The organism is Streptomyces umbrinus (assembly GCF_030817415.1).
GTDB classification, from domain to species: domain Bacteria; phylum Actinomycetota; class Actinomycetes; order Streptomycetales; family Streptomycetaceae; genus Streptomyces; species Streptomyces umbrinus_A.
The window spans coordinates 10,739,728-10,765,154 of sequence record NZ_JAUSZI010000002.1; the positions used below are offsets into that span (position 1 = coordinate 10,739,728).

Here is a 25,427-nt window from a genome sequence, read left to right on the forward strand (position 1 = left end):
CGGTCAGCCGGCAACGGCCGACCGGGCGGGAGCGTGTCCGGTGCTGAGCGTGCCGGCGGCGTGCTCCACCTCCGCGAAACTGCGCGCGGGCGACTCGGCGGCCGCGCCGTACGGAGGACAGGCCGGCAGACCCGCCGTGGCGGAGGCGGCCGGAAGAGTGAACCACACGACCTTGCCCGACTCGCCGTCCGGCCGCACACCCCAGCTCTCGCTGAACGCGGCGACCATCGCGAGACCGCGTCCGCAGGTCGCGGAGGAGTCGGCCTCCCGCACCTCGGGAAGGCGCGGGTCGTTGTCGTGCACCGAGACCGTGAGCCGGTCGAGCAGCAGCTCGATCTCCACGGTGCACAGCTTGTCGGGCACGGCGTGCCGGTGGACGTTGGTCAACAGCTCCGTCACACCGAGCGCGGCCCGGTCTATCAACGGATCGAGATGCCAGTAGCGCAACTGCGCAGATACGATTCTGCGGACCTGGCCGATCCGCGACGGCAGGGCTTGGAGCTCCACCGTGCAATGCCTGCTTGGCTGGCTGATCACGGCTGCGACTCCCCGAATTGAGGTCCGGAAGAAGACGGAGTACGGATCCAGCGGGCGGCCTGAGTGCAAACGACCGCCCGCGGTTGGTGCCCGGCGGGCTGGTTCGCAGCGTTATCGCCGGTAAACCCAGAGTGACGTGAGAACAGCGTGACGCAGGAGGTGCGGTCTCGCAACTCGCGGTGTCCGCGGCGGTGTCCCTGGTGACCGGCCCGGCAACGGGAGGGCGCTCAGCGCCCGCGCCCCGCCGCCTTGCGCACGGCCTCGATGAACCGGCTGGCAGCCGGTGGACCCGGTTCCCCCGGAGCCGGGTCGTGGTCCCTCAGTGTGAGCAGATAGCGCGTGCCGTTGACGTCCGCCATGGCCCGGTCGTCATGGGCGAACCAGGGCTTCGACGCCCGGACCGCCTGCACCGGCGCGCTGTCGATCTCGCTGCCGTAACTGGTGAGCAACTCCAGCCTGCCGTCGCTGATCCGGACCTGTCCGGCCCGGGTGAGCGAACGCAGCCTCTTTCCGATCCGCACGCCCGTGGCCGTGAACTCCGGCTCCGCCATGTGCCCCGCCCCCTTGTGCGCTTCGGCCCGTGTGTTTCGGTCCTGCCAGGCCTGCTTCGGTCCGGCCACGCCGCGACCCGGGTGGATCCCGCTCCAGTGTGCGTCCCCGCCCGGAGCGGCGTCCCATGCGGTGCAGTCTGCCCGCCTTCGGTGTCGAGCACCAGTGCGCATGACGACGTCACGGGTGCTCTCCGGCGCACTCGCGCGAATGCGCCCCCCCATCGCCCGACGCGGGCTGCGCCAGGGGTTCCTTTGAGGTGCTCAAAGGTGTGTTTATGCAGGTGAGAAGCGTGCGGAAGGTGCATATGATCGAGGTGTCCGATCGCGTGAACCGGCGTCGGCACAACCGAAGGAGCCCCGCCGTGACCACCCCACAGCAGGCCCGCACCCATGAGCCGATGGCCACGCTCGATGTCGATCACAGCGACGCGGAGTACCGGCACTGGCTCAAAGAAGCCGTACGGAAGGTCCAGGCCGACTCGAACAGATCGGCAGACACCCACCTCCTGCGCTTCCCGCTGCCCGAGAAGTGGGGCATCGACCTCTACCTCAAGGACGAGTCCACCCACCCCACCGGCAGCCTCAAGCACCGCCTGGCCCGCTCACTGTTCCTGTACGGCCTGTGCAACGGCTGGATCCGCCGCGACCGCCCCGTCATCGAGGCGTCCAGCGGCTCCACCGCCGTCTCCGAGGCCTACTTCGCGAAGCTGATCGGGGTGCCCTTCATCGCTGTCATGCCCCGCACGACCAGCCCCGAGAAATGCCGCCTGATCGAATTCCACGGCGGACAGTGCCACTTCGTGGACGACCCGCGGACGATGTACGAGGAGTCGGCGGCCCTCGCGGCCGACACCGGCGGGCACTACATGGACCAGTTCACCTACGCGGAGCGGGCCACCGACTGGCGCGGCAACAACAACATCGCCGAATCGATCTACCGCCAGTTGGAGTTGGAGCGCTACCCGGAGCCGGCCTGGATCGTCGCCACGGCAGGCACGGGCGGTACGTCGGCGACCATCGCCCGGTACGTGCACTACATGCAGCACAACACCCGTATCTGTGTGGCCGATCCGGAGAACTCCTGTTTCTTCGAGGGCTGGACCACGGGCGACGCGGACGTCACCACCGACTGCGGGTCGCGCATCGAGGGCATCGGCCGACCGCGGATGGAACCGAGCTTCGTGCCGGGAGCCATCGACCGGATGATGAAGGTGCCGGACGCGGCGAGTGTGGCCGCCGTGCGGGCGCTGGAGGCGGCCATCGGACGCAAGGCGGGGGGCTCGACCGGGACGGGGTTGTGGAGTGCGCTGAAGATCGTGGCGGAGATGGTGGGTGCGGGGCGGACGGGGAGTGTGGTGACTCTGTTGTGCGACCCCGGGGATCGGTATCTGGACAAGTACTACTCGGATGAGTGGGTGGCCGGTCAGGGGCTGGACATCGAGCCGTACGCTGCCGCGATCGAGTCGTTGTTGGCCACGGGGGTCTGGCCGGATTGAGGAGTTCGCTGGGCGTGCAACCGCGTCTGAGGGCTGTCTGTGGCTGGTCGCGCCCACGCGGCGGAGCCGCATGATGTAACAGCCCCGCGCCCCTTCAGGGCGCGTGCGTGGAGCTCAGTTTCCGGTCCAGCTTCGTCACCGCGTCGCGGAACGCCCTGCCCAGGCCCGCGCGGCCCAGCTTTATCGCGAAGCGGAACGGGGCGGTTCCGTCGGCGGCCCAGGTCCACTGGACTCTCGTACCCGTGCCGTCCCGGGTGAGGCGCCACTCCTCGACGAGGGCGCGGGTGCCGGGAGCGTTCGTCACGTCGACGCGGTACGTGTAGACCTCGGAGGGCTCGGCCGCGAGGATCGTCTCCTCGAAGCGTGTTCCGCCCTTCAGCCGGACCTGCCGCCCGGTCCCGTCCTCGGTCGGGCGGGCCGTTCTCACCGCAGAGAACCACTCGGGCCAGTCGGCCACGTCCTCGGCCAGCGCGCGATAGACGGTCTCGGGGGACGAGGCGATCCCTCTCGCGAACACGAGGCGCAGGGGAGCGGTCTCGACGAAGTCGAGTCCCACCGGACGCAGTCGGTGTGCCATGTACGGACCCCCTCGCGGGAACAACTCGCGGGAACAGACGGGGAACCAATCCGAACGCAGCCCCGCAACGCGGCGGTTGACGAGGCATCGTCACCATAGCTGGCGGCCCGTCAGCTGTCTGTACCGCCCACCGATGCCCCGCCGCTGTCAGACGTCCGCAGTCGTCAGTCGTCAGACGTCCGTCTCCGTCAGGCGTCCGTCTCGCTCTCGTCCTCGAGCTCGCCCGCCACCACCAGCCGCCGCAGATGCTCGGAGATCTCCGCGCGCGCCCCGGAGGGCAGCCCGTCGTCCGTGACCAGAGTGTCGATCTGTTCCAGCGCGGCGAACGAACTCAGACCCACCGTGCCCCACTTGGTGTGGTCCGCGACCACGACGACACGCCGTGCCGACTGGACGAGCCGCCGGTTGGTCTCGGCCTCCGCCAGGTTCGGCGTGGACAGGCCGGCCTCCACCGATATGCCGTGCACACCCAGGAACAGCACGTCGAAGTGGAGCGCCGCGATCGCCTGGTCCGCGACCGGCCCCACCAGCGAGTCCGACGGCGTGCGCACGCCACCGGTCAGTACGACCGTCGCCGCCCCCTGCCGCTGTCCCGAGGTGCGCTGCGCCGCGTGGAAGACATCGGCCACCCGCACCGAGTTGGTCACGACCGTCAGATCCGGCACGTCGAGCAGCTGGTGGGCGAGCGCGTAGGTCGTCGTGCCGCCCGACAGGGCGATCGCCGTGCCCGGTGCGACCATCGCCGCGGCGGCTCGAGCGATGTCCTCCTTGGCGGACAGCTCAAGACCCGACTTGGCCTCGAAGCCCGGCTCGTGCGTGCTCGCCTCGACCACCGGGACCGCTCCGCCGTGCACCTTCTCCACCACGCCCTGGCGGGCGAGCGCGTCGAGATCGCGGCGGACCGTCATGTCCGACACGCCTAGTTTCCTGGTGAGTTCGTTGACGCGGACACCGCCGCGCCGCCGGACCTCGTCGAGGATCAGAGCGCGCCGCTGCTCCGCGAGGAGGTTCTGATTCTCACTCACGTCCGCTCCGGTTCCCTTCGCCTCGACACGTCCGGCAGGTCCCCGAACCCCCTCCGACAAGGACATTCACCCTCACCTCCGGTCCATGGGATGCCCCATACTCGCATGGGTCACCGCAGGTCGCGCCACTGCCTGTGGCGACGCGCACACGTCACGCTGCCATCTTCCGTACGTCACTGTCACACGGATCGGGGAGATTCCGTGACGAGTGGTGCGCAACGAACCCGGAGGCGGGATCCTTGTACCTGAACATGACATGTGCCGTACGGGCATCACGGGGGAAGCAGAACAGTGGAGCGTCCACAGAGGCATGCCTCGCCGCATGAGGCGCACGAATCCGAGCCGCGGCCCGCGGAGGCCGACACCGCACTCGAACTCCTGGTCCACGGCGTCGGCGGTACGACGCCCCAGGAGATGCTCAACGATCCGCGCACCGTCCGGATCACCGGCGACGACACGGCCGCGGTCTTCCGCCGCGCCGACGACGTCGAAGCGGAGAAGGAGGCGGCGAAGCGACTCGACGAGGACCCGGGCAAACCGGTCCCCGAGGCGTACGTCTGGTGCAATCTCACCTCCGGCAACGGCTCCCGCGCCCTGTGGCTGCTGCTCCTGCCGTTCATGGTGGTCAACCTCGCCCACTGGATGCGCCCCACGGTCAGGGACAACCGGAAGCGCATGGTGCGGCTCTACGGATTACTCGTCCGCCTGGCCGGCCTGACCCTCACGGTGCTGCTGGTCGCCGCCGCCTGCGAGGTAGCCCTTGACCTGGCCGCCTGGCAGTGCGCGGGCACCGGCGGGTGCGCCCAGGAGCACTCCTGGCTGGGTTTCCTCTCCCCGGCCCGCCCGGACGCCGGCTGGTGGAGCCTGCCGGGCCGCCGGCTCGCCCTCGCCGCCCTGGTGCCCGCCGCCCTCACCGTCCTCCTCTGGTATCTCTCGCACCGCACCTGGAGCGCGTACGAGTCCCAGCCGCCGATCGAGTACGGATCCGAGTCCGACGATGAGACCGGCCGGGCCGGTCTCGGGCGCCCGGGCTTCTGGTACGGGCGTCGGCTGGTCGCCCGGCTCCGCGCGGCGCACACCGCCGCGGGTCTGCTGACGATCGTCGCGGCGGTCGGCACCTCCGCCGCGCGCTACGACCGCGAGCCCGGCGGGCCTCCCGTCCTGGAGGCGCTCGGCCGGATCGTGGAGGCGTCGCTCGTGGTGGGCGGGGTCGTCGTGGTGTGGGTGGTCTGCCGCCGTGGCCGCAGCGAGCACCGGCTCGACCGGCACCTCGACGCCGCCCTGGTGCGCTGGCTGCCCATCGGCTCACTCGTCCTGCTCGGCCTCACCCTCCTGTACGCCGGCTGGTCGCGCCCCCAGTGGCGGTCGGACGGCCAACTGCCCGGTGGCGACGCGATCTTCGGCGGCATCGCACTCGTCCAGTGCCTGCTCGTGATCGTGCTCGGCGTGGTGGCCCACCTCCTGTACCGCGCCCATCCGGACCCCCGTACCGCGATGCGTGGCCTGGCCGGGCCCGCCGTCGCGATGCTGGCCTGTGCCCTGGGCGGCGTGATGTCCGGCGGGGTGGCCCAGCGCGTCGCCGACTGGCTGGACGGCACCGGAGGAACGATCGAGGGCCCGCCCGTCCTGCTGACCTGGCAGGCCTCAGTCATCCCGCCGCTGCTGATCGTCCTGCTCGCCCTCGTCGGCTGGCTGGCCAGGCGTACCGTACAGCTGCGCCGCATCGAGACGGCCGCGGTGGAACTCGACTACGAGGACGAGCCCGCCGACGCCGAGCGCACCAACCGCATCGCCCGCATGCGCGCCATGGCCGCTCTCACCGACCGGGCACCCCGGATCATCGGCATCACCTCCATCGTGACCCTGCTCCTGGGCGCGCTGGCCCTGGTGGGCGCCATGACCACCGACGAGACTCCCGGCGAGGCCGCGCACGGCTCGTACGCCGTCATACAGGGAGCGGCGGAGGCCGCGCAGGCGCTCGGTTCCTGGCTGATCGGCGTCGGCTTCATACTGTTCGTCACCTGGGGCCGGCGCGCCTACAAGGACCCCTCGGCCCGGCGCACCATCGGCATCCTGTGGGACGTCGGTACGTTCTGGCCGCGCGCGGCACACCCCTTCGCGCCCCCTTGCTACGCCGAGCGCGCCGTGCCCGACCTGACCTGGCGCATGGCGACCTGGACCAGTGCCACCGAGGGCCGGCGGCTCGTCCTCTCCGGCCACTCCCAGGGCAGTGTCCTCGCGGCTGCCGCGGCCTGGCAGCTCAAGCCGTCGGTGCGCAAGCGGGTCGCGCTGCTGACGTACGGCTCGCCCCTGGAGCGGCTCTACGGGCGCTGGTTCCCGGCCCACTTCGGGCCCGACGCGCTCAGCGGGCTGCACCGCGAGGTCGACTGCTGGCGCAACCTGCACCGGGCCACCGACCCCATAGGCGGCCCCATGCGCCTGCCCGGCGACTGCGGCCCCCAAGTCGACCGGGAGGCGCTCAAGGACCCTCTCGCGTACGGCCGCACGGAGGACCACCCGCTCCCCGCGCCGATCCTCGGCCACTCCGACTACCAGGCCGACCCCGCCTTCGCCGAGGAGCGGAAGAAGCTGCTCGCACGGCTCAGGCCGGAGGTCCCGGGGCCACGGGAGGACAGCGGGCCCGAGGAGCCTCAGGAGTCCCGGCTGGAGCCAACGCCCATGTGAGGAGGCTCGACGGCGAGGTGTGCATCGCCCGTGTGAGCCGGGCGATGCACGCAGGGCCTCAGGGCAGCTCCGGCAGGTCCTCCGCGTACAGCAGGGTGAGGTCGTCCTTGCTCGGCTCGGGGAGCTGGGCGACCCGCCCCGCGTGCCGCTCCACCATCGCCTCGAAGGTCTGCCGCGCCGTGCGGCCGTTGCCGAACGCGGGCCCCTTCGGGATCGCCGTGAAGTACTTGATCAGCGCCTCGCCCGCACCCGGCGCGATCCGGTACTCGTGCTCCTCGGCCTGCTGCTCCACGATCCGCAGCAACTCCTCGGAGTCGTAGTCGCCGAAGGTGATGGTCCGTGAGAAGCGGGACGCCACACCGGGGTTGACGGTCAGGAAGCGGTCCATCTCGGCCGTGTACCCCGCGACGATCACCACAACCGCCTCCCGGTGGTCCTCCATCAGCTTCACGAGCGTGTCGATGGCCTCGCGGCCGAAGTCACGCCCCGAGTCCTCGGGCGAGAGTGCGTACGCCTCGTCGATGAACAGCACACCGCCGCGCGCCCGGTCGAAGGCCTCCTGCGTACGGATGGCCGTGGAGCCGATGTGCTCGCCGACCAGGTCCACGCGGGACACCTCGACGAGATGCCCCTTCTCCAGGACCCCGAGCGAGGCGAGGATCTCGCCGTACAGCCGGCCGACCGTCGTTTTGCCGGTGCCGGGGGAGCCGGTGAAGACCAGATGGCGTCGCGCCGAGGCCGCCTTGAGGCCCGCCTGCTGGCGGCGGCGGCCCACCTCGATCATGTCGGTGAGGGCCCGCACCTCGCGCTTGACGCTCTCCAGGCCCACCAGCGCGTCCAGTTCACCGAGCACGGCCGTCGACGAGCGCGCGGGCTGCTCGGGCTCCTGGGGAGCGACGAGCGGCTCCTGCTCGGTGATGCGCTGCCCCGGGATCGCCCCCAGCAGACCGGGGGACTGACTCGTGGTCTGTACGGCGGTCTCCCGCGCCGGAGGCCGCACACTCGCGCTCTCGTCGCTCGTGCAGTCCTCGACCACGGGACCCGTGCCGGACGCCTGGTCGCCGCCCGCGTCCGCGAACTCGTAACCACCGCGCGCACATCGCTCCGTACGGCACTTCTTCAGCGTCGTACGGCAGCCGTCGAGTACATGGAAGCCGTAGCCGCCACTGTCCGTGACCCGGCAACCGTGGAAGCTGCCGCGGCCGCCCGCCGACACATAGAAGCCGGCCTCCGCGGGCGAGGTGACCGTGCACCGTTCGATGGTGGGGTCGGCGCCCTTGGTGACGATCACGCCCGTCTGTGTGCCGTCCACGGTGCAGCCGTTCAGTGTGCCGCCGCTGCCGTGGTCGCGAAACCAGGCGCCCGTCGCGGCGTCCCGGATCCGGCAGTCGTCGAGCTGCGCGGTCGCGCCGTCGCTCACCGACACGGCGGTGTTGCGGACTTGAGAGATGTCGCTGTCGACGACGTCCGCGCGCGAGCCGCGGTCGAGGACGAACAGGGCGTCCGGCACGTCGTGCACCCGGCACGAGTCGAGTACGACCGTCGCGCCGTCGCTGACCCACACCGCGGGGTAGTCGCCCGTACTGTCGTGGATCTCGCACTGGTTGGCGTCCACGCGCGTGCCCGGGTCCCAGACCGACAGGCCGTTGCGCCCGAACTGCCGCACGGTGGAACGGGTCATGGTGAGGACCGAGCGGGACCGCAGGTCGACCGCGTTCTCCGGGATGTCGTGGATGCGGCAGTCGGCGAGCGTCAGGACGGCGTCCGTGTCGAGCGTGATGCCGTCCGCCGTCGTACGGTGCACATCGCAGTCGGTGAGATGTGCCGTGGCCCGCGCGGTGACCTGTACGCCGCTGCCCCTGACCTCGTACACCTCGCAGCCGATGGCTTCGAGGGCGGACTGCTCGCCGGTGGCCGACAGGCCCGCGCCCGAGGTGTGGTGGATCCGGCACCGCTCCAGACGCGGATGGGCGCCGCCGCGCACGGAGACGCCCGACTGGCCGGCCGCCACGACCTCGCACTCCTCGAACACCCCGCCCCCGCCGTCCAGTACGGCGATACCGACACCCGCGGGGTTGTCGACGGTGCAGCGCCGCACCGTCGGACGAGCGCCGCCGCGCACCTCGATACCGGCCGCGGACCGGGTGACGATCCGGATGTCCATCAGCTCCGGTGTGCCCTCCTCGACGAGCAGGGCGGGCGCGGCCGAGTCCTGTCCTTCCACGAGCAGGTCCTGGACCACGGCGGAGGCGCGCACGGTGAGCGGTACCCCGTCGACGGGAGCGATGCGCACGGAACCGGGGGAGCCCTCGGGGCCGCGCAGCGTCACCGCCCGCTGGACGACGAGGTTCTCCCGGTAGGTTCCGGCGGCGACGGTGAGGACGTCACCGTCGGCCGCGGCCTCCAGGGCGGCGGCGAGCGATGCGTACTCACCCGTGCGGCGCCGCCACCTCGACGTACCGGTGTGCGTCACCTGGACCGTGCCCTGTGCCATGGCGCTGCTGTGCCCCCACCTCGTCGTACGCGGGCCCTGAGAGGCTCTTCCCGACACCCGGCCGCGTCAACTCCGCGCACGGGGAACGAGAACAGCCTCTCACGACGGTGCCGAACATCTCGGCCGGTCCACCGTAGCGTGCGCGGAGCCGGCCGGTTGACCGGAGCTGCGAGGCCGTCAGCTGCCCGTGCCCGTCCTGCCCCAGTCCGGGCCTGCCTGCGACCATGCCTGGTCGAGGCGGTCGTACCTGCGCCGCACCATGCGCCACACCACCAGCCGCCGGGAACCCTCGACGAGTCCCGCGCAGGCGACGGCCGTACCGAACCCGGCAAGGACCGCATGCGTCGCCGCCGTCGCCGTGTCCAGCGGCCGGCCGACTATTCGACCGTGCAGGTCCGTCCAGACCGTGAAGTGGTCGCCGCGCTGCGGGGAGTTCAGGGCCGCCATGACCGTGTCGCGCTGCGTGGTGCCGTCGGGGGCCTTCCAGTCGGCGATGACACGGGTGTGCGAGTCACGCCCCGAGGACGTCTCGGGATCGGGGTCGAGCGGGGTGCGGTCCGCCTTCTTGACGACGGTCGCCGTCACCGGATGGCGGTCCAGCCGCTGCTCGCGCACGGACTGCTGCAGGGCGTCCTGGGCGAGCCCGCCGATCAGGACACCGACCAGGGGTGCCGCGACGAGGATCAGCAGCAGTGCCCCCAGCGCAAGCCATGCCTCGGCGAGATCCGTCGTACGCCGCAGCGGGTTGTGCCGCCAGCGCCAGAGTCCCCTGATGGCCCGCAACGTCCCGACCCCCTTCCGCGTCCGTGATAACCCCCACCGGAGTCGTTCACGCGCGGTGCCGGCGAAGAGAGAGCGAAGTCACCTCTCGCGCCCGGCCTCTCATGAACTTCTCACACAGGCTCAACGGGCATGCCGGGCGTCGGTGTTCCCGGGGCGGCGGCCTAATCGAGGAGCCTGACCGGATCGCCCACGCGGACCGATCCGGGGGACTCCGGCACGAGATTCTGCCCGAAGACGAGCTTGTCGCCGAACCGGCGGTGGCGGGCGAGGGTGCGCAGTGGCTCCCTGCCGCGCTCGGCGGTGCTCTGGTCGGTGGTGGTCACGACGCAGCGCCCGCACATCTTCGCGACCCGGAAGGTGACCTCGCCGATGGCGATCCGGGACCAGTCGTCCTCGGCCCAGGGGGCGGTGCCCTCGACCACCACGTTCGGCCGGAAGCGGTTCATGGGCAGCGGGCCCTCGCCGGGCCGGTCGCCCCGGGCGATCAGCGCGTTGAGGGCGTCGAGCGAGCCGAGCGTGGTGAGCAGCAGGGGATAGCCGTCGGCGAAGCTGACCGTCTCGCCGGGCCGGGCGAACTCCGGGTCGATGGGCCTGCGCACGGCGGGGTCGTCGAGGTGTACGAGACGCACGCCGATGCCGAGATAGTCGCTGAACCAGGCGTGCGCCGAGGCGTCGGCGGCGACACCCTCCACCTTGTCGTTCCAGATCTCCACCGTCGTCGTGCCGGCCGGCTCGGGCACGCGGACGGCGAGCGGCTCACGGCCGGGCGCGGACAGCAGAATACCGCCGTCGGGCCCTTGCTCGACGGCGGACAACGCCATGCGCGGCTGTGGACGTTGGGTGACGACCTTGTCGTTCTTGTCGATCAGCACCCAGCGTCGGTCACCCGCCAGACCCCACGGCTCCACGACGGCCTCGCGCAGGGCATGACCCCCGGCCGCCTTCAGCGGATAGACGTGGATCGAGTGCAGCAGCGGCTTCGACATGAGGTCATCGTGCCAGCGGACACGGACGACCTCGGCCGATTTTCCTCAGTAACCGCGGTACTGCTGGTTGTTGTAGGGCTCCTGGTACGGGGCCGGGGCGGGACGCGGGGCGGCGGGGCGCATCGCCTCGTAGCCCGTACCGCCCGCCATCGGACGCTGCGGCTGGGGAGCCTGCGGGCCCGGGTAGCCGCGCGGCGCACCGGCCTGCTGAGGGATGTAAGGCGCGGCCTGTTGCAGCGGCGAGGGCTGTTGGGCCTGCGGGTAGGCGTACGAAGGAGCCTGCTGGGAGGGTCCGGCAGGGAGTGCGGGCAGTGCTGACGGCAGCGCGGGCAGGTGACTGCCCGTGTCATAGGCCGCGGGGACCCGGATCGGGGCGATCTGCGGGGTTCCCCGCTCGGCCACGAGAGAGTCGTAGATCGGAGTGTCCGGGAAGGAGGCGGAGTAGTAACCGCCGCCATAGGTGGAGCGGGGGGAGGTCATGGCACATAAGTTAAGCCCACGATGTGCTGGTTGGGGAGACCGATAAGAGGGTTGTTTTCCGTGTCGGCAGTGACGCGGGATCGTCAATGCGAGCGAACTTGGCGAAAAGGGGCGGCGGTCGATACTCAGTTCATGTAAAAGCCGAGTTCCGGGCGGGTTACTCGTGGGTTGGTCGTTGATCTCCGGCACCGGGTGATGGGCGTTCGCCGCTCGGGGGATTAGGTTGGCGCAGAACGGCTGAACGAACCGAATGAACTGAACGTGACGAGGCGCGGTCGTGCGCGGAGACACCCGATGGGGGCGGACATGTCAATGCCTAAGGGATCGAACGTTCCGGTGCCGACGACCGGACTGCGAGTCGAGCTGGGATGGCAGGCGGGCCCGGGCGTGCCCGACGCCGATGCCTCGGCCCTGTTGCTGGCTTCCGGGAAGGTCCGCTCCGACGGGGACTTCGTCTTCTACAACCAGGCGAACCACTCCTCCGGCGCCGTGCGGCACGAGGGCAAGCGGAATGCCGGTGGTCAGGTGAACGACACGCTGTTCGTCGACCTCGCGCGCGTGGAGCCCGCGATCGAGACGGTGGTGCTCGCCGCGTCCTCGGACGGCGGCACGTTCGGGCAGGTGCCCGGGCTCTACATCCGGGTCCTCGACGCTCAGCAGGGGACGGAGGTCGCACGCTTCGACAGCGAGGGCGCGAGCGTCGAGACGGCCTTCGTGCTCGGGGAGTTCTACCGCCGCCAGGGCGCCTGGAAGTTCCGCGCCGTGGGGCAGGGCTACAGCAGCGGTCTCGCAGGACTGGCCACCGACTTCGGGATCTCGGTGGACGAACCGCAGCAGGCGGCGTCGGCTCCCGTTGCCCCGCCCGCCCCCGTGGCGCCGCCGGTCACCGTCCCGCCGGTCACAGCCGCGCCGGTGACACCGCCGCCCGCCCCACCCGCACCGCCCGCCCCGCCCACGGCCCCGGTACGCCTGACCAAGGTCACGCTCACCAAGGAGGCCCCGTCCGTCTCGCTGACCAAGCAGGGCGGCACCTCCGGTGTGATGCGGGTGAACCTCAACTGGCAGGTGCGCAAGCAGTTCTCGGGGTGGCAGGCCAAGCTGGGCCGGGCCGTCGCCATGCACGCGGACCTCGACCTCGACCTGTGCGCCCTGTACGAGCTCTCCGACGGAAGCAAGGGAGTCGTCCAGGCCCTGGGCAACGCCTTCGGAGCACTGCATCAGCCGCCGTTCATCCATCTCGACGGCGACGACCGCACCGGGGCCTCGACGAGCGGCGAGAACCTCAGCATCAACCTCGACCACACACGGAACTTCCGTCGCGTCCTCATCTTCGTGACCATCTACGAAGGGGCGCGTTCCTTCGCGGACCTGGACGCGACGGTGACCCTGCAGCCGCTGCACGGGGCGCCCGTCGACTTCTCGCTCGGCGAGTGCACGGTCCCCTCGACGGTGTGCGCGCTCGCCCTCATCACCAACACCGGCAGCGACCTCGTCGTCCAGCGCGAGGCCCGCTTCCTCGTCCCGGATCGCGGAGTGAGCCCGCAGCGCACCGTCGACTACGCGTACGGGTGGGGCATGAACTGGACGCCCGGCAGGAAGTGACCGGCGGGAGCCGTCCGCACCGAGCGTGACAGCTCAGGGCTGCTCGGGCGCCGCGTCGGGGCGGGTGTAGGTGCGGCCCTTCCAGGCCGCACCTCGCCCCCTGTAGTGCTGCACCGCGGAATCCACCGTCATGAGGAGGTACAGGAACGCGGTGACCGGGAGCGACGGGGCGATCCAGAGCGGCTGGCGGTAGTACCGGAGCATCGGCAGGTACGTCAGGGTCATCAGCAGCCACGCGAGCCCGCCCGCCACCGCAGCACCGGCGTTGCCGGCCGCGAGGCCCGCGAACAGGGCCACGGGCGGCACCAGGTACACCACGGCGAGACCGGCCACCGTCCCGGCCAGCACCAGCGGGTTGTGCCGGAGCTGGGCGTACGCGCTGCGCGAGACCATCCGCCATAGATCGTGCAGCCGCGGGTAGGGGCGCACGCTGTCGACGTTTTCCGCGAGCCCCAGCCAGATGTGCCCTCCGGAGCCCTTCACCGCCCGCGCCACCGCGACGTCGTCGATCACCGCGTGCCGGACGGCGTCCGGAATCCGCGCCCGCTCGGCGGCCTCGGTACGCAGCAGCACACAGCCGCCCGCCGCGGCCGCGGTCCGCGACCCCTTCACGGCGATCCACCGGAACGGATACAGCTGGGCGAAGAAGTACACGAACGCGGGCACCACGAGCCGCTCCCAGACGCTCTCCACCCGCAGCCGGGCCATCTGGGACACGAGATCGAAACCCCCGGCACGGGCCGCGGCCACCAACTTCCGCAGGCTGTCCGGCGCGTGCGCGATGTCGGCGTCCGTCAGCAGCAGATATTCGGGTGCACGCGCGCGTGCCAGACCGATGCCGTGGCGTACGGCCCAGAGCTTGCCGGTCCAGCCCGCGGGCGGCTCCCCGGGCGAGCCGACTGTGAGCGGCAGCCCGCCGTACCGCCGCGCCAGTTCACGGGCCAGCTCCCCGGTGCCGTCCGAACTGCCGTCGTCCACCAGGAAGATCTCGGCCCGCCCCGGATAGTCCTGCGCGAGGAGCGAGGGGAGGCTGTCGGGAAGCACGGCGGCCTCGTCCCGCGCGGGTACGACGACGCACACGGACGGCCAGTCGTCCGGCTCCCGGCACGGCGGCAACCGCATGTCCGTACGCCAGAAGAAGCCCTGGCCCAGGAGCAGCCACAGCCAGGCGGCGAGTGATCCGACGGCGGTCCACACAAGGGCGCTCACCCGTCGCAGTCTGCCCCACCCCGGAGGCCCGCCGAGGCGGATCGTCTATGGTGACCGGGTGAAGATCGCGCTCATGGACTCCGGAATCGGACTGCTCGCGGCGGCCACCGCGGTACGCCGTCTGCGGCCCGACGCGGAGCTCGTTCTCTCCTCGGACCCGGGCAGCATGCCGTGGGGACCCCGTACACCCGAGGACGTGACCGCCCGCGCCCTCGCCGTCGCCGAGGCGGCCGCCGCACACCGGCCCGACGCCCTGATCGTGGCCTGCAACACCGCCTCCGTGCGCGCCCTGCCCGCGTTGCGTGACCGCCTTGAGCCGGGGGTGCCGGTCATCGGCACGGTCCCGGCGATCAAGCCGGCCGCGGCAGGCGGCGGACCCTTCGCGATCTGGGCCACGCCCGCCACCACCGGCAGCCCCTACCAGCGCGGCCTCATCCGGGAGTTCGCCGACGGGGTGACCGTCACCGAGGTGCCCTGCCCCGGCCTTGCCGACGCCGTGGAGCACGCGGACCAGGCCGGCATCGACGCGGCCATCGCCGCGGCCGCGGCGCGTACCCCCGACGATGTAAGGGCCGTCGTCCTGGGCTGCACCCATTACGAACTGGTCGCCGAGCGGATCCGCTCGGCCGTGCAACGGCCCGGTGTCCCCCCGCTCGTCCTGCATGGCTCCGCAGGCGCGGTGGCCGCCCAGGCGTTGCGCCGGATCGGAGAGCACCCGGCCCCGGAGGCGCCCGCGCAAGGCAGCCTCACCGTATTGCTCGGCGGACGCGAGGGGACGCTGCCCGAGACCGCGTTGACGTACGACGAGGGCCGTTTGCTGCAGGCCATGAGCCCCGCCCGCTGAGCCTCCCGCCACCAAGCGGAAACTTCGCGTCCACCCGGAGCAGTAACAGCCCGCAACCTGGTGCCCGCACCGCGGAACCTGAGTACGCTCTCTGACATGAGGGACCACCCCCACGGCGAACCGGGCGCTGCCGACGCCCCGCACCCCGAGGTGTGGCACGGCCGCGCTTCCAATCGTGTGCAGTGGCTGCTCGCGAGTGGTGGCGCCGCCTGTCTGGCGCTCGGTATCGAGCTGGCCGTCGACTCGACCTGGACGTCCGGCGTCGCCCCCCTCGTCATGTCCGTCGTCGGCTGCATCGCCGCGGGACTCCTGGTGCTCTTCGGAACCCTCGCGTTCGTGCACGTCGCCGTGAAGGTCGACAAGGACTGCCTGGAGGTGCGCTGCGGCCACATGGGCCTCCCGCGCCGCCGCATCCCGCTGTCGCACATCATCGGCGCCGAGTTCGCGCCCCGGGTGACGCCCCGGCAGTGGGGCGGCTGGGGCTACCGCTGGCGGCCCGAACAGGGGACCGCCGTGGTCGTCCGGCGCGGTGAGGGCCTGGTGCTCCGGCTCGGCGACGGCCATACGTTCACGATCACGGTGGACAACGCGGAGGCGGCCGTACGGGACATCCGTCGCCGGCTGAAGGCGGCCGCCTCGGGCACGACCCGCTGACGGCGGAACAGATCCCGCCCCGCCGACTGCGAAAAGGGGTTCGGCGTCCCGCGGCAAGGGGTTCGGCTCTCCGCGGCCATCACGGGGACAGCGGGTCCTTTCGAGCACGTCCACCGGGCTCCATCGTGTTCTGCGGCACCTCTTCGAGCATGGGACGTGCCGTGGCGAGGCCCGCGAGCAGGCCCGCGCCCGCCGTCACCGTGGTGAAGCTCAGCGCGTTGCCGACCGCCGAGATCGCGGCCAGAGCCGTCAGGGCCGCACCCGCCGTGAGCACGACCGGTGTCGGGCGCGGCGACCGCCACAGCGCGTACAGGACCCAACAGAAGACCGCGGCCAGCAGCGCCACACCGACCACGCCCTGTTCGGCCGCCTGCTGGAAGGGCGCAGAGTGGGGTTTGCCGTCGGGCAGCAGCGACTGCGTGACGGTCGGGCTCAGTTCCGAGAACCGGCCGGGCCCCACGCCCAGCCCCGGCTCACGGCCCGCCATGTCGAGCGCGTCCTGCCACAGCAGTACGCGGTGCGGGGTGAGCTGCCCTTCGAGCGACGTGGTGAGACCGTCCGGCAGCACGTTCTCGGCGACCGCCCAGGTCGCCCCGGTCACCAGGACCGCGGCCAGGGCGAGACCGCCGAGCCCCAGCCCACGGTGTTGCATACGGTCGGCGGCCAGGGAGCACAGCAGCACCGCCAGACAGGCCGCGAAGCCCGACGTCGACCCCAGGACGGCCGCGGTCGCCGCGATACCGGCGGCCAGCAGGCGGAGAACGAGCCGCAGTCCCGGCGGGCGGGCCGCCCAGGCCGCGCAGCACGCGGACCCCGCGGAGATGGCCAGCAGCGCGGCGGTGGCGCCGGTCTGCCCGAGCGGCGAGATCACCTGCGGCCCCTGGGTGGTGTGCGGGGAGGCCACCGCCAGGCCGAGTCCGGCGAGCGCTCCCGCGCAGGGTGCGGCGACCGGCAGCAGCTCTCCGCAGATCCGCCCCGAGGCATAACCGGCGGCGACGGCGAGCACCGCGAGGAGCACGCCTTCGGGGCGTCCGCCGTGTGCCGCGGCCGTGATCAGGGACCAGGCCGCGCAGGCTCCCAGCACGACGACGCCCACCGCGTCCGACGCGCTGCGTCTCTCGTGAGCCGACGCCGGACCGGCCGCCGACGCCATTCCTGTGGACCCCACCCCGTCGCCCCCCGACCTGTGAAGGGCCCCGACCGCCCGGCCGGCCGCGGCCCGTACGTCAGAGGCTCCGGCACACCGTAACGGGTGATGCGCCGGTTTGTGGACGAGTTGCGCAGAAACGATGCAGCAGGTGGGAGGGGGAGTGTCCGGGCAGGTGACCAGGGCCGCGCTGTCGGCGTCGTGACCACCCGCCGTACACTCCGGGGGTGACCGTCACAGCAACCTCCGTAGACGAGCCGGAACAGCTCGAACCGCAGGCCCGGCCCGTTTCGCGCGTGGTCGGGCTGATGCGGCGGCTCGCTCCGGCCGCCACCGCGGCACTCTCCGGAGTGCTGCTCTACGTCAGCTTCCCGCCGCGCACACTGTGGTGGCTGGCCCTGCCGGCCTTCGCGGTCTTCGGCTGGTTGCTGCGCGGCCGCACCTGGAAGGCGGGCCTCGGTCTCGGCTACCTCTTCGGCCTCGGCTTCCTGCTGCCCCTGCTCGTGTGGACCGGCGTGGAGGTCGGGCCCGGTCCGTGGATCGCGCTGGTCGTCATCGAGGCGGTGTACGTCGCGCTCGTCGGCGCCGGTATCGCGGTCGTGTCGAAGCTGCCCGGCTGGCCCCTGTGGGCCGCCGCCCTGTGGATCGCCGGCGAGGCGGCACGCGCGCGTGCCCCGTTCGGCGGCTTCCCCTGGGGCAAGATCGCCTTCGGGCAGGCGGACGGCGTCTTCCTGCCGCTCGCGGCGCTGGGCGGCACCCCGGTGCTCGGATTCGCGGTCGTCCTGTGCGGCTTCGGCCTCTACGAGATCGTCCGCCTGGTCGTCGAGACGCGGCGGACCCGTGCCGTACGCCGCGGAGCCGCCGCGGTGGCCCTGCTCAGCTTCCTCCTCCCCGTACTCGGCGCCTTCGCCGCACGGCCCCTGGTCAGCGACAAGGCCGAGAACGGCACCGCGACCGTCGCCGTCATCCAGGGCAACGTGCCGCGCGCGGGCCTCGACTTCAACTCCCAGCGGCGCGCGGTCCTCGACTACCACGCCCGGGAGACCGAGCGCCTCGCCGCGCAGATCAAGGCGGGCAAGGTCGCTCAGCCCGATTTCGTGCTGTGGCCGGAGAACTCCTCCGACATCGACCCGTTCCGCAACCCCGACGCCTACGCCGTGATCGACAAGGCGGCCAAGGCGATCGGCGCGCCCATCTCGGTCGGCGGTGTCGTCGAGAAGAACGGCAAGCTCTACAACGAGCAGATCCTCTGGGACCCGCAGAAGGGACCCGGCGCCACCTACGACAAGCGGCAGGTCCAGCCGTTCGGCGAGTACCTCCCCCTGCGGTCCCTCATCGGAGCCATCAACGACAACTGGACCTCCATGGTCCGCCAGGACTTCAGCCGCGGCACCGAGCCGGGCGTGTTCACCATGGCGGGCACCCAGGTCGGCCTCGCGACCTGCTACGAGGCCGCCTTCGACTGGGCCGTGCGCGACACCGTCACCCATGGCGCACAGATGATCTCGGTGCCGAGCAACAACGCCACGTTCGACCGCAGCGAGATGACCTACCAGCAGCTCGCGATGTCCCGGATCCGCGCGGTCGAGCACAGCCGCACCGTCACCGTCCCGGTGACCAGTGGCGTCAGCGCCGTGATCATGCCGGACGGGAAGATCACCCAGCGGACCGGCATGTTCGTGGCGGACTCCCTCGTCCAGAAGGTGCCGCTGCGTTCCTCCGAGACGCCCGCCACGCGGGTCGGAATCGCGCCGGAAATGCTCTTGGTACTGATCGCCGCGGGCGGCCTCGGCTGGGCCGTGACGTCAGCGGTACGCGCACGACGCGCCGGTGACGCGTAGCCGTACGCCCGCAGTGCGCTGCCAGTGCGCGTCCGGAATGCGCCGAGCCGGCGAAACCGGGCCGTTAGGGTCGGCCCATGGCTACTCCTGACTTCATTCGTACGATCCGGGCCACCGCCGGCCAACAACTGCTCTGGCTCCCCGGAGTCACCGCCGTCGTCTTCGACGACGAGGGCAGAGTGCTGTTGGGGCGCCGGGCCGACACCGGCAAGTGGGCTGTCATCGCGGGAATGTCGGACCCGGGGGAGCAGCCCGCGGCCTGTGCCGTGCGGGAGGTGTACGAGGAGACGGGCGTCCGGTGTGTCACCGAGCGCGTCGTGCTCGTACAGGCCCTGACGCCGACCACGTACCCGAACGGCGACGTCTGCCAGTTCATGGACATCACCATCCGGTGCCGGGCCGTCGGCGGGGAGGCCCGCGTCAACGACGACGAATCGCTGGAGGTGGGCTGGTTCGACGTGGACGCGCTGCCGGAGCTGACCGAGCACGGACTGTTCCGGATCAAGCAGGCGCTGTCCGACGAGCCCACGTGGTTCGAACCCATGCCCTGAGCGCGAAGTGTGGGTTGCGACCACATCGGTCGGGGCGTGGCCGCTGCCTAGGGTCGGGGCATGACCGCGCCCAGCGCCCTCGCAGGCCCCCACGCCCCGTCCCTCGACCTCGGCGGCCGTATCGCCCTCGTCACCGGCGCCGCGGGTGGCATCGGCCGTGCCTGCGCACTGCGGCTCGCCGCGGCCGGGGCCAAGGTACGGGCGGTCGACCGGGACGCCGGGGGACTGGACACCCTCACCGAACAGGCCCGCGGCCTCGCGGGCACGGTCGCACCGCATGTCCTCGACCTCACCGACCTGGACGCCGCGGAGTCCGCCGCGGCCGGCACCGACATCCTCGTCAACAACGCCGGGCTCCAACTGGTGCGCCCCATCGAGGAGTTCCCGCCCGACACCTTCCACACCGTGCTGACCGTGATGCTGGAGGCCCCGTTCCGGCTGATCCGCGGGGCGCTCCCGCACATGTACGGGCAGGGCTGGGGCCGTATCGTCAATGTGTCGTCCGTACATGGGCTCCGCGCCTCTGCCTTCAAGTCGGCGTATGTGGCGGCGAAACACGGGCTGGAGGGCCTCTCCAAGACCGCGGCCCTGGAGGGCGCCCCCCACGGAGTCACCTCGAACTGTGTGAACCCCGCCTATGTGCGCACCCCACTGGTCGAGAAGCAGCTCGCCGACCAGGCCGCCGCCCACGGCATCCCCGAGGAGCGGGTGCTCGGCGAGATCCTGCTGCAGGACAGCGCGGTCAAGCGCCTCATCGAACCGGACGAGGTCGCCGAGGCCGTGGCATACCTGTGCGGCCCGGCCGCGTCCTTCGTCACCGGGACCTCACTGGTCCTCGACGGCGGCTGGACCGCGCACTGAGCACGAGTTGTCCACAGGGCTGGTCAGGCTGTCGGTGCGACGGGTAATCCTGGTGGACATGTCTCGCGATCAATTGCAGTCCGCCGAGCGCTCCGAGGCGAGCGCCGAGGCGCCGTTCCTGGAGCTGCTGGCCCGCGGCGCGTCCGCCGACGCGTACGAGCAGCCGGTCCTGCTCGCCCGCGCGGACGGGCTGCCGCCCGACCGGATCGCCGCTCTGGAGCGCGCCAAGCTCCTCGCGCTGCGCGTGCGCTCGGAGATGGAGGGGCGACGCAGACGCGAGGCCGAGCTGTCCGCGCTCTTCGAGACGGCCCACGACCTGGCGGGCCTGCGCGACCTCGACGCCGTGCTCCAGGCGATCGTGCAGCGCGCCCGCTCCCTGCTGGGCACGGACGTCGCGTACCTGAGCCTGAACGACCCGGCCGAGGGCGACACGTACATGCGGGTCACCGAGGGATCGGTCGCGGCACGCTTCCAGCAGCTGCGGCTCGGCATGGGGGAGGGCCTCGGCGGACTCGTCGCCCAGACGGCCCGCCCCTATGTCACCGACGACTACTTCCAGGACGACCGCTTCCAGCACACCTCGACCATCGACGCGGGCGTACGGGACGAGGGGCTGGTGGCGATCCTCGGCGTGCCCCTCATGCTCGGGCCACATGTCATCGGCGTCCTGTTCGCCGCCGATCGCCGGGCGCGGGTCTTCGAGCGGGAACAGATCGCGCTGCTCGGCTCGTTCGCCGCCCTCGCGGCCGCCGCCATCGACACCGCGAACCTGCTCACCGAGACCCGCGAGGCACTGTCGGACCTGGAGCGGGCCAACGAGATCATCCGCGACCGCAGCGGGGTCATCGAGCGGGCCTCCGACGTCCACGACCGGCTGGCCGAGCTGGTGCTGCGGGGAGGCGGGGTCCACGACGTGTCGGCCGCGGTCTCCGAGATCCTCGACGGCAGCGTGCAGTTCGCCGACGCCGGTGCCGCACCCGGTGACGCCCTGGAGGTGTCACGGGCCGAGGGACACGCCGTCCGGCACGGGGACGACTGGGTCGCGGCCGTGACCGCCGGCGGCGAACTGCTCGGCGCGCTGGTGCTGCGCGGCCATCCGGGGCTCGACCCCGTCGACCAGCGCACTCTGGAGCGGGCGGCCATGGTCACCTCGCTCCTGCTGCTCGCCCGGCGCTCGGCCTCCGAGGCCGAACAGCGCGTCCGCGGTGAGCTGCTGGACGATCTGCTCGACGCGCGGGACCGCGATCCCCGGCTGCTGCGCGAGCGCGCGGCCCGGCTGGACGCCGACCTCGACGCCACCCACGTGGTGCTGGCCTCCCGCCTGGACGCCACGGCCGCCGACGCCGACCACGAGGCCGCCGCCCGCCGCAGGCTATGGTCCGCCGCCTCCCACCTCGCCGCCACCCGGCACGGACTGGCCGCCGCACGCGACGGCGGCACCGTCCTGCTGCTGCCCCTGAGCCCCGGTGACACCGCGACGGAGCTGGCCCGCCGCACGGCCAAGGAGCTGGGCACCGCCGTGCACGAGGCGGTCACCGTCGGCGCCTCCGCGCCCGTCCACGACCTCGCCGCCCGCCCGGACACCGTGGCCGAGGCTTACACCGAAGGGCAGCGATGCCTCGAAGCGCTGCGGCTGCTCGGCCGCACCGGGGACGGCGCCGCCGCGGAGGACTTCGGGTTCCTGGGGCTGCTGCTCGCCGGGAGCAGGGACATCTCCGGCTTCGTCGAGCGCACCATCGGCCAGGTCGTCACGTACGACGAGAAGCGCGGCACCGATCTCCTGCACACCCTGGACGCGTACTTCGCCTGCGGCATGAGCCCCGCGCGCACCAAGGACGAGCTGCACGTCCACGTCAACACGGTCGCGCAGCGCCTGGAGCGGGTGGGCCGCCTGCTCGGCCCCGACTGGCAGAGCCCGGCCCGGGCGCTGGAGATCCAGCTCGCCCTGCGGCTCCACCGGTTGACGTCCACCGGACAGCACTGACCCCCGCGCGCGGATGACCCCCGTACGCGCGGGCGCACGGGGGTCGGATCCGGGGCCACCGACTCGGACCGGACGAGTCAGACCGTACGGGCGTCCGCGGTGCGGGCGGACGTCTTCGCGGCCTCCGTGTCGGGGCCGGTCTCGCCCGCCACGTCGGCGAGGTCGCGGTGCCGGGTCTCCTTCGCCACGCCCACCGCGATCAGTGTCAGCACGACCGCCCCGATCACGTACAGGGAGATCGGCGTGGAGCTGTCGTAGTCCGCGAGGAGCGCGGTCGCGATGAGCGGTGCGGGCGCGCCGGCGGCGACCGACGCGAACTGGGCGCCGATCGAAGCGCCGGAGTAGCGCATGCGGGTCGCGAACATCTCCGAGAAGAAGGCGGCCTGGGGCGCGTACATGGCTCCGTGCAGGACCAGACCCACGGTCACGGCGAGGATCAGGTTCCCGAAAGTCCCCGTGTCGATGAGCGAGAAGAACGGGAACATCCACAGACCGATACCGGCCGCGCCCAGCAGATACACCGGCCGACGGCCCACGCGGTCGGACAGGGCGCCCCACAGAGGGATGACCGCGAAGTGGACGGCGGAGGCGATGAGCACCGCGTTCAGCGCGGTCTGCTTGGACAGACCGGCCGAGGTGGTGGCGTACACGAGGATGAAGGCGGTGATCACGTAGTAGCTGATGTTCTCCGCCATGCGCGCGCCCATGGCGATCAGGACGTCCCGCCAGTGGTGGCGCAGTACGGAGACCAGCGGCAGCTTCTCGGCGGCACCGTCCTGGGTCGCCTTGCGCGCCTCGGCCTGTGCGAGGGCCGCCTTGAAGACAGGCGATTCATCGACAGACAGACGAATCCACAAACCGACGATCACCAGCACACCCGACAGCAGGAAGGGGATGCGCCAGCCCCATGAGGTGAAGGCGGCGTCCGACAGCACGGCGGTCAGCAGCGACAGTACGCCCGTCGCCAGCAACTGCCCGGCGGGGGCCCCGGTCTGCGGCCACGAGGCCCAGAACCCGCGCCGCCGCGCGTCCCCGTGCTCCGACACGAGCAGCACCGCGCCGCCCCACTCCCCGCCCAGCGCGAAGCCCTGCACCAGGCGCAGCACGGTCAGCAGCACCGGTGCCGCCGTACCGACGGTCGCGTGCGTGGGCAGCAGCCCGATCGCGAAGGTCGCCCCGCCCATCAGCAGCAGACTCAGGACCAGCAGCTTCTTACGCCCGAGCCGGTCGCCGTAGTGCCCGAACACGAGCGCCCCGAGCGGCCGCGCGGCAAATCCCACCGCGTACGTCAGGAACGACAGCAACGTGCCGACGAGCGGGTCGGAGCCCGGGAAGAACAGCTTGTTGAAGACGAGCGCGGCGGCGGATCCGTACAGAAAGAAGTCGTACCACTCGATGGTGGTGCCGATGAGGCTCGCGGCGACGATGCGCTTGAGGCTGGCGGGGGGTGGGGGAGCGGTTGCTGCGGAGGCCATGTGCACCACTTCCGGACAGTTGCGGGGACGTGTACGTGTCGGCACAACCTAGAAAGGCGCATGTCCACGGCACATGTGGTGGGACACCATAGTTCTGGGTGGGGAAATGCGTGCGACCACCATGAGGGCGCCGCGGCCTCAGCGCGCCGGCTCCTGACGATCCGTCCCGTTGCCGGCGAGAGCCGTTACTGGTGGGAAACAGGAGCCGGTTGGGCGCGAAACACGTATCGCTCAGGTTTGTCCGTGTCTGCGAGGGCGTCGTCCTGTGCGAGTGACATCGGGAGGGTCGTGAGCATGTCACCCCATTCATCGACTCTCCTGCCCGGCGCCGGGCGTCCGCATGGGCGTCACGCTTCGGCCCGCGTCCGTCAACGGTCATCCGTCAGGGCTCTCGCGGGGGTGGACCGGTCCGCCCGGCGTCCGCCCCATGCATGAGGTGCTGTGGGTGACGGGGCTGGTGGGCGGGCTGCTGTGTCTCACCGGTCATCTGCCGTCTCCCGTGCGGCAGTGGCTGCCGCAGGCCGTCGCGCCGGCAGGGCCGTCGCCAATTCGGCGTCCATGGTGGTGTGCGCCCGCAGATCGGCGAGTGCGTCGTCCAATTCGGCGAGGTGTTCGCCCAGCGTGTGCCAGCGCTCGCTTTCGCGTTGCACTTCGGGTAACTACTGCAGCCGGGCCTGCAGCAGGGCGTCGATTGCCGTCGAAATGTTCGACATTGGTCCCCCAGTCGCACAGTGGCACCATTCGTCCCGTCGAATCCGGGATAGGTGCGTCACTCCCCATCTGGTAGGCACCGTACCGGTGTGGGTGTGCCTCTGGCCGGTGTTTTGTGATTACCGCACGAAAGGGAACAACTACTCCTGGTTGAGAAGGCTTCAGGCCTCACGCCAACGTCGCGTACACGATGAGGTTGTTCACCGGATGGCCCTGGGCGTCGAAGTCGCCGTCGCAGGTGACCAGTCGCAGGGCGCGGTCCTTCGTCGGGCCATAGACCTTCTTGGTCGGGAAGGAGTCCTTGCTGACGCTCTCGGTGTCCGTGACCGTGAAGTGCGCCGATTCGCCGCGGTCGTTGGTGACGGTGATGTCCGCACCCTTGGTGATCTTCTTGAGGTCGTGGAAGACGGCCTTGCCGAAGCGGGTGTCGTTGTGGCCGATGATCACGGCGGGACCGACCTCACCGGGCACGGAGCCGCCGATGTACCAGCCGGCGGTCATGCCCTTCTCGGCCGGGGGGACCTCCACGGTCCCGTCCGTGTTGCGACCGAGCTCCATCAGGGAACTGGTGATCCCGACCGAGGGGATGGCGACTTCGGTGGGGACGGCCGGCTGTGTGGCCTCCGGAGCGCCCGGCGAGGCGGTACTGCCGGCGGCGGCAGGGGTGTTGGGAGCGGCCGGGGCGGGCTTGTCGGCGGCCGACGAACAGCCGGTGAGCACGGCGAGGACCACGGGTACGACGACGGCGAGGCGGGCACGGGCCGGCAACGTGCCGAAGCGCCGTGCCGGATGGGGTGCAGGTGACACAACGGACTCCAGAGCAGAACCAAGGGCAGAGGCAGAGGACCTGAACGGCTTACGGGACCAGGCGCACACGCGGTGGCGCCGCCCGGAGACGGGCGGCGCCACTGTTGTGCCCGGTGGGGCTGTGCCG

The 25,427-nt window shown here is 71.4% G+C and carries 22 protein-coding genes; 9 read left to right on the forward strand and 13 right to left on the reverse strand.

Translation table 11 applies throughout. The annotated features are described in order from the left end of the window. Positions 1-3: 3 nt before the first annotated feature. Both QF035_RS47620 and QF035_RS47625 read right to left on the reverse strand, forming a co-directional pair. Positions 4-537 (reverse strand): ATP-binding protein, encoded by a 534-nt coding sequence (locus tag QF035_RS47620; protein ID WP_307528449.1) that lies wholly within the window; start codon positions 535-537, stop codon positions 4-6. 227 nt (positions 538-764) lie between these two features. Beyond that, positions 765-1,088: a hypothetical protein gene (locus QF035_RS47625; protein WP_307528451.1), complete on the reverse strand. Its 324-nt coding sequence runs from the start codon at positions 1,086-1,088 to the stop codon at positions 765-767. Between the two features lie 362 nt (positions 1,089-1,450). Here QF035_RS47625 and QF035_RS47630 point away from each other — a divergent pair, with 362 nt between their 5' ends. After that, positions 1,451-2,584, forward strand: a complete 1,134-nt coding sequence (locus tag QF035_RS47630) for a PLP-dependent cysteine synthase family protein (protein ID WP_307528453.1) — start codon at positions 1,451-1,453, stop codon at positions 2,582-2,584. 94 nt (positions 2,585-2,678) lie between these two features. Here QF035_RS47630 and QF035_RS47635 read toward each other — a convergent pair whose 3' ends face one another. Together QF035_RS47635 and QF035_RS47640 are read right to left on the reverse strand one after the other, a co-directional pair. After that, positions 2,679-3,161 (reverse strand): SRPBCC family protein, encoded by a 483-nt coding sequence (locus tag QF035_RS47635; RefSeq protein WP_307528455.1) that lies wholly within the window; start codon positions 3,159-3,161, stop codon positions 2,679-2,681. A gap of 188 nt (positions 3,162-3,349) precedes the next feature. Next, positions 3,350-4,186, reverse strand: coding sequence for a DeoR/GlpR family DNA-binding transcription regulator (locus tag QF035_RS47640; RefSeq protein ID WP_307528458.1), 837 nt, complete (start codon positions 4,184-4,186; stop codon positions 3,350-3,352). 291 nt (positions 4,187-4,477) lie between these two features. Here QF035_RS47640 and QF035_RS47645 point away from each other — a divergent pair, with 291 nt between their 5' ends. Then, positions 4,478-6,871 carry a hypothetical protein gene (locus QF035_RS47645; protein WP_373466839.1) on the forward strand — a complete coding sequence of 798 codons (2,394 nt, stop codon included), beginning with the start codon at positions 4,478-4,480 and terminating at the stop codon, positions 6,869-6,871. 58 nt (positions 6,872-6,929) lie between these two features. On the opposite strand, the gene QF035_RS47650 is transcribed toward QF035_RS47645, so the two are convergent. From QF035_RS47650 to QF035_RS47665, 4 genes are all read right to left on the reverse strand, one after another. After that, positions 6,930-9,365 carry a right-handed parallel beta-helix repeat-containing protein gene (locus QF035_RS47650; RefSeq protein ID WP_307528460.1) on the reverse strand — a complete coding sequence of 812 codons (2,436 nt, stop codon included), beginning with the start codon at positions 9,363-9,365 and terminating at the stop codon, positions 6,930-6,932. 177 nt (positions 9,366-9,542) lie between these two features. Next, complete coding sequence (locus QF035_RS47655; protein WP_307528462.1) at positions 9,543-10,148, reverse strand: Rv1733c family protein; 606 nt, start codon at positions 10,146-10,148, stop codon at positions 9,543-9,545. A 161-nt stretch (positions 10,149-10,309) separates the two neighbouring features. Next, entirely contained in the window at positions 10,310-11,134 is an 825-nt protein-coding gene (locus QF035_RS47660) for an MOSC domain-containing protein (RefSeq protein ID WP_307528464.1), read from the reverse strand. Positions 11,135-11,179: 45 nt separating this feature from the next. Then, the gene (locus tag QF035_RS47665) at positions 11,180-11,614 is read right to left on the reverse strand and encodes a DUF6643 family protein (protein ID WP_307528466.1); all 435 of its coding nucleotides are present in this window, start codon (positions 11,612-11,614) and stop codon (positions 11,180-11,182) included. Between the two features lie 306 nt (positions 11,615-11,920). Between QF035_RS47665 and QF035_RS47670 the strand changes: the two genes are divergently transcribed. Further along, complete coding sequence (locus tag QF035_RS47670; protein WP_307528468.1) at positions 11,921-13,216, forward strand: TerD family protein; 1,296 nt, start codon at positions 11,921-11,923, stop codon at positions 13,214-13,216. Between the two features lie 33 nt (positions 13,217-13,249). Here QF035_RS47670 and QF035_RS47675 read toward each other — a convergent pair whose 3' ends face one another. Then, positions 13,250-14,425: a glycosyltransferase gene (locus tag QF035_RS47675; protein ID WP_307528470.1), complete on the reverse strand. Its 1,176-nt coding sequence runs from the start codon at positions 14,423-14,425 to the stop codon at positions 13,250-13,252. A gap of 58 nt (positions 14,426-14,483) precedes the next feature. Here QF035_RS47675 and QF035_RS47680 point away from each other — a divergent pair, with 58 nt between their 5' ends. Both QF035_RS47680 and QF035_RS47685 read left to right on the forward strand, forming a co-directional pair. Further along, complete coding sequence (locus tag QF035_RS47680) at positions 14,484-15,269, forward strand: glutamate racemase (RefSeq protein ID WP_307528472.1); 786 nt, start codon at positions 14,484-14,486, stop codon at positions 15,267-15,269. Between the two features lie 96 nt (positions 15,270-15,365). Further along, positions 15,366-15,923 carry a hypothetical protein gene (locus QF035_RS47685; protein ID WP_307528474.1) on the forward strand — a complete coding sequence of 186 codons (558 nt, stop codon included), beginning with the start codon at positions 15,366-15,368 and terminating at the stop codon, positions 15,921-15,923. A gap of 79 nt (positions 15,924-16,002) precedes the next feature. Here QF035_RS47685 and QF035_RS47690 read toward each other — a convergent pair whose 3' ends face one another. Further along, positions 16,003-17,076, reverse strand: coding sequence for an O-antigen ligase family protein (locus QF035_RS47690; protein WP_307531915.1), 1,074 nt, complete (start codon positions 17,074-17,076; stop codon positions 16,003-16,005). Between the two features lie 221 nt (positions 17,077-17,297). Between QF035_RS47690 and lnt the strand changes: the two genes are divergently transcribed. From lnt to QF035_RS47710, 4 genes are all read left to right on the forward strand, one after another. After that, positions 17,298-18,911 carry an apolipoprotein N-acyltransferase gene (lnt, locus tag QF035_RS47695; protein ID WP_307528476.1) on the forward strand — a complete coding sequence of 538 codons (1,614 nt, stop codon included), beginning with the start codon at positions 17,298-17,300 and terminating at the stop codon, positions 18,909-18,911. A 77-nt stretch (positions 18,912-18,988) separates the two neighbouring features. Further along, positions 18,989-19,462, forward strand: a complete 474-nt coding sequence (locus QF035_RS47700) for an NUDIX hydrolase (protein ID WP_307528478.1) — start codon at positions 18,989-18,991, stop codon at positions 19,460-19,462. Between the two features lie 60 nt (positions 19,463-19,522). Next, positions 19,523-20,323 (forward strand): 3-hydroxybutyrate dehydrogenase, encoded by an 801-nt coding sequence (locus tag QF035_RS47705; protein ID WP_307528480.1) that lies wholly within the window; start codon positions 19,523-19,525, stop codon positions 20,321-20,323. A 58-nt stretch (positions 20,324-20,381) separates the two neighbouring features. Beyond that, on the forward strand, positions 20,382-22,307 hold the full coding sequence (locus QF035_RS47710) for a helix-turn-helix domain-containing protein (protein ID WP_307528482.1): 1,926 nt from the start codon (positions 20,382-20,384) through the stop codon (positions 22,305-22,307). Between the two features lie 77 nt (positions 22,308-22,384). Here QF035_RS47710 and QF035_RS47715 read toward each other — a convergent pair whose 3' ends face one another. The 3 genes from QF035_RS47715 to QF035_RS47725 all read right to left on the reverse strand — a co-directional run bounded on the left by QF035_RS47715 (position 22,385) and on the right by QF035_RS47725 (position 25,300). Then, the gene (locus tag QF035_RS47715; protein ID WP_307528485.1) at positions 22,385-23,782 is read right to left on the reverse strand and encodes an MFS transporter; all 1,398 of its coding nucleotides are present in this window, start codon (positions 23,780-23,782) and stop codon (positions 22,385-22,387) included. A 476-nt stretch (positions 23,783-24,258) separates the two neighbouring features. Beyond that, positions 24,259-24,432, reverse strand: a complete 174-nt coding sequence (locus QF035_RS47720) for a hypothetical protein (RefSeq protein WP_307528488.1) — start codon at positions 24,430-24,432, stop codon at positions 24,259-24,261. Positions 24,433-24,661: 229 nt separating this feature from the next. Beyond that, on the reverse strand, positions 24,662-25,300 hold the full coding sequence (locus QF035_RS47725; RefSeq protein ID WP_373466840.1) for a class F sortase: 639 nt from the start codon (positions 25,298-25,300) through the stop codon (positions 24,662-24,664). Positions 25,301-25,427 lie beyond the last annotated feature (127 nt).